Source organism: Pseudomonas sp. (genome assembly GCF_050739655.1).
GTDB lineage: Bacteria > Pseudomonadota > Gammaproteobacteria > Pseudomonadales > Pseudomonadaceae > Aquipseudomonas.
The window spans coordinates 1-2,717 of the sequence record NZ_JBOIBY010000028.1; the positions used below are offsets into that span (position 1 = coordinate 1).

Below are 2,717 nucleotides of genomic sequence, written 5' to 3' on the forward strand. Positions count from 1 at the left end.
GGCTAGCTCCCACACTGATTTTCGGTTGATCGCAAATTCTGTGACCGACCAATCACCACTGTAGGAGCGAGGCTTGCCCGCGAAGAGGCCATCACATTCAAAGAAGATGTCGAATGTGCCACCCCCATCGCCAGCAACCTCGCACATTCGATTGCGCCCCCCTCAAGCCTGATCCAACCGCTCACGCAAAAACTCAATCAACGCCTGCACCGGCCGAGACGACTGCCGATGCTGCGGATACACCGCCGACAATGTCAGCGGCTCCGGTCGAAACTCATCCAACACCGGCACCAGTCGTCCATCTTTCAACGCCGAACCGACGATGAACGTCGGCAAGTACGTGATCCCCATCCCGGCAATCGCCGCATCCTTGAGCAACTCGCCGTTGTTGACCCGCATGCGTCCGGTGACATTCACAACCAGCGGCTTGCCCTGCCCTGCGAAACGCCATTGCACTTGCCGGCCATGGCCGTAGGGCAGGCAGTCATGGGCATGCAGATCTTCGGGATTAAGCGGCGTGCCGCGTTCGAGCAGGTACGCGGGACTTGCGCAATACACGCGCTCGATGGACGCGATGCGCCGGGCGATCAGTGTCGAGTCTTCGAGGGTGCCGATGCGCAGCGCCAGGTCGTAGCCCTCGCCGAGCAGATCCACCGGTCGATCGCTCAAATCCACTTCCACCGTGACGTCCCGATAGCGCTGCAAAAACAGCGGCAGCAAACACCCCAGATGAGCCAGCGCAAACGACAACGGCGCACTGATACGAATGGTGCCACGCGGCTCGGTGGTCTGCCCGGCGATACCCTGCTCCACTTGCTCGACTTCGCCCAGCAGGCGCAGGGCGGATTCGTAGTAACTCTGCCCCAGGGGCGTGACATCCAGTCGCCGGGTTGATCGATTGAGCAGGCGCACGCCCAGGCGTTCTTCAAGCTGCATCAAGCGTCGGCTGACGAATTGCTTGGACAGGCCCAGTTGATCGGCGGCGGCGGTGAAGCTGCCGGAGTCCATCACCTGGCAAAAAATACGCATATCTTCGAACGGGTTCATTGTCACGCCTTGGTTGACAGTTAAACGCTTTATAACGGCTTTTTCCGTTTTCGACACCCTATTAATCTGTGCTCACGGTGCTGATGAAGCCCGCGTGTAGGAGCTGCCGAAGGCCGCGATCTTTTGATCCAACCTTCTGACGCCCTCCAATCTAAAAAATCAAAGGACCGCAGCCTCCGGCAGCTCCTACAAAAAAAGGAATTAACCATGAACATCGTCAAAAAAACCCTGACCGCTTCCCTCCTCGCCCTCGCCGTAGGCAACGCATTCGCCGCAGGCAGTCCCGGCGTCGAACACAACACCCAAGCCTTCCTCGAAGCCCTGGCGGCTGGCGGCGGTAAACCGCTGGAGCAACTGAGCCCGAAAGACGCACGGGCGGTGCTGACCGGTGCCCAGGCCTCGGTGAAGGTTGACCTGTCGGGTGTTGAAGTCAGCGATCGGGCAATCAAGGTCGACGGCCAGGCCATCAACCTGAAAATCGTCCGTCCGGCCAAGGTCAAAGGCGAGTTGCCGGTGTTCATGTTCTTCCACGGTGGCGGTTGGGTGTTGGGCGACTTCCCGACTCACCAGCGCCTGATTCGCGACCTGGTGGTGGGTTCCGGCGCCGTCGCGGTGTACGTCGATTACACACCATCCCCTGAAGCGCAGTATCCGACGGCGATCAATCAAGCCTATGCGGCGACCCGTTGGGTGGCCGAGCACGGCAAGGACATCGGTGTCGATGGCAAGCGTCTGGCGGTCGCCGGCAACAGCGTCGGCGGCAACATGGCAGCGGTCGTGGCGTTGATGGCCAAGGAACAGAAAACACCGGCCCTGCGCTTCCAGCTGTTGATGTGGCCAGTGACCAATGCGCAGTTCGACAACGGCTCGTATCAGCAATTTGCCGAAGGCCATTTCCTGACCCAAGGCATGATGAAATGGTTCTGGGACAACTACACCACCGATGCAGGCGAACGCGCTCAGATCCACGCCTCGCCACTGAACGCCAGTGCCGAACAACTCAAAGGCTTGCCCGCCGCGCTGGTGCAGACCGCCGAGTTCGACGTATTGCGCGACGAAGGTGAAGCCTACGCCCGCCACCTCGACGCGGCAGGTGTGCCGGTAACCTCGGTGCGCTACAACGGCATGATCCACGACTTTGGCCTGCTCAATCCGCTGAGCCAGATTCCAGAAGTGCAGGCAGCGGTGCGCCAGGCGGCGCTGGAGCTCAAGACTCATCTGAAACCTTAAAAGCAAAAGATCGCAGCCTGCGGCAGCTCCTACAGGGAAAGCGTTTCCCTGCAGGAACTGCCGCAGGCTGCGTTGTGGCGTCACATTCACCACCGCAATCGCCAGCAAGCCGGCTCCTACTGATTTGTGTGGCCCAAAACATCATCAAACACCGCAAATCTGTGGGAGCTGGCTTGCTCCCACAAGGGATCGAGTACAGCCGTGAAATCGGGTCGGCTGTCAGGCCGCCTTCGCTGGCAAGCCAGCTCCCACAGAAAAGCAAATGCAGAACGGAGTACACCCATGCTCTTCCCCACTCAACAGGCCGAGCGTTAGCTCGCCTGCAGCTTTTGATCTTGATCCACCCGCCCCCTCGGCAGGCTGAGTGGAGGTGTTCATCCGGGGATTGGCGCGCAGCGCCGTTCGACGCAGTCGAACTCATCGCATGTAGGTGCCAGCGA

At 60.0% G+C, this 2,717-nt stretch carries 2 protein-coding genes; one reads left to right on the forward strand and one right to left on the reverse strand.

The window, feature by feature from the left end; all coding sequences use genetic code 11:
* Positions 1-162: 162 nt before the first annotated feature.
* A complete protein-coding gene (locus ACRESJ_RS01360) occupies positions 163-1,047 on the reverse strand; it encodes a LysR family transcriptional regulator (RefSeq protein WP_431756273.1) in 885 nt (294 codons plus the stop codon).
* 207 nt (positions 1,048-1,254) lie between these two features.
* Here ACRESJ_RS01360 and ACRESJ_RS01365 point away from each other — a divergent pair, with 207 nt between their 5' ends.
* A complete protein-coding gene (locus tag ACRESJ_RS01365; RefSeq protein WP_431756274.1) occupies positions 1,255-2,277 on the forward strand; it encodes an alpha/beta hydrolase in 1,023 nt (340 codons plus the stop codon).
* Positions 2,278-2,717 lie beyond the last annotated feature (440 nt).

Excerpts from the sequence above, each read along its gene's own strand:
- ACRESJ_RS01360 (WP_431756273.1), bottom strand. The coding sequence starts at position 1,047 with ATGAACCCGTTCGAAGATATGCGTATTTTTTGCCAGGTGATGGACTCC.
- ACRESJ_RS01365 (WP_431756274.1), top strand. The coding sequence starts at position 1,255 with ATGAACATCGTCAAAAAAACCCTGACCGCTTCCCTCCTCGCCCTCGCC.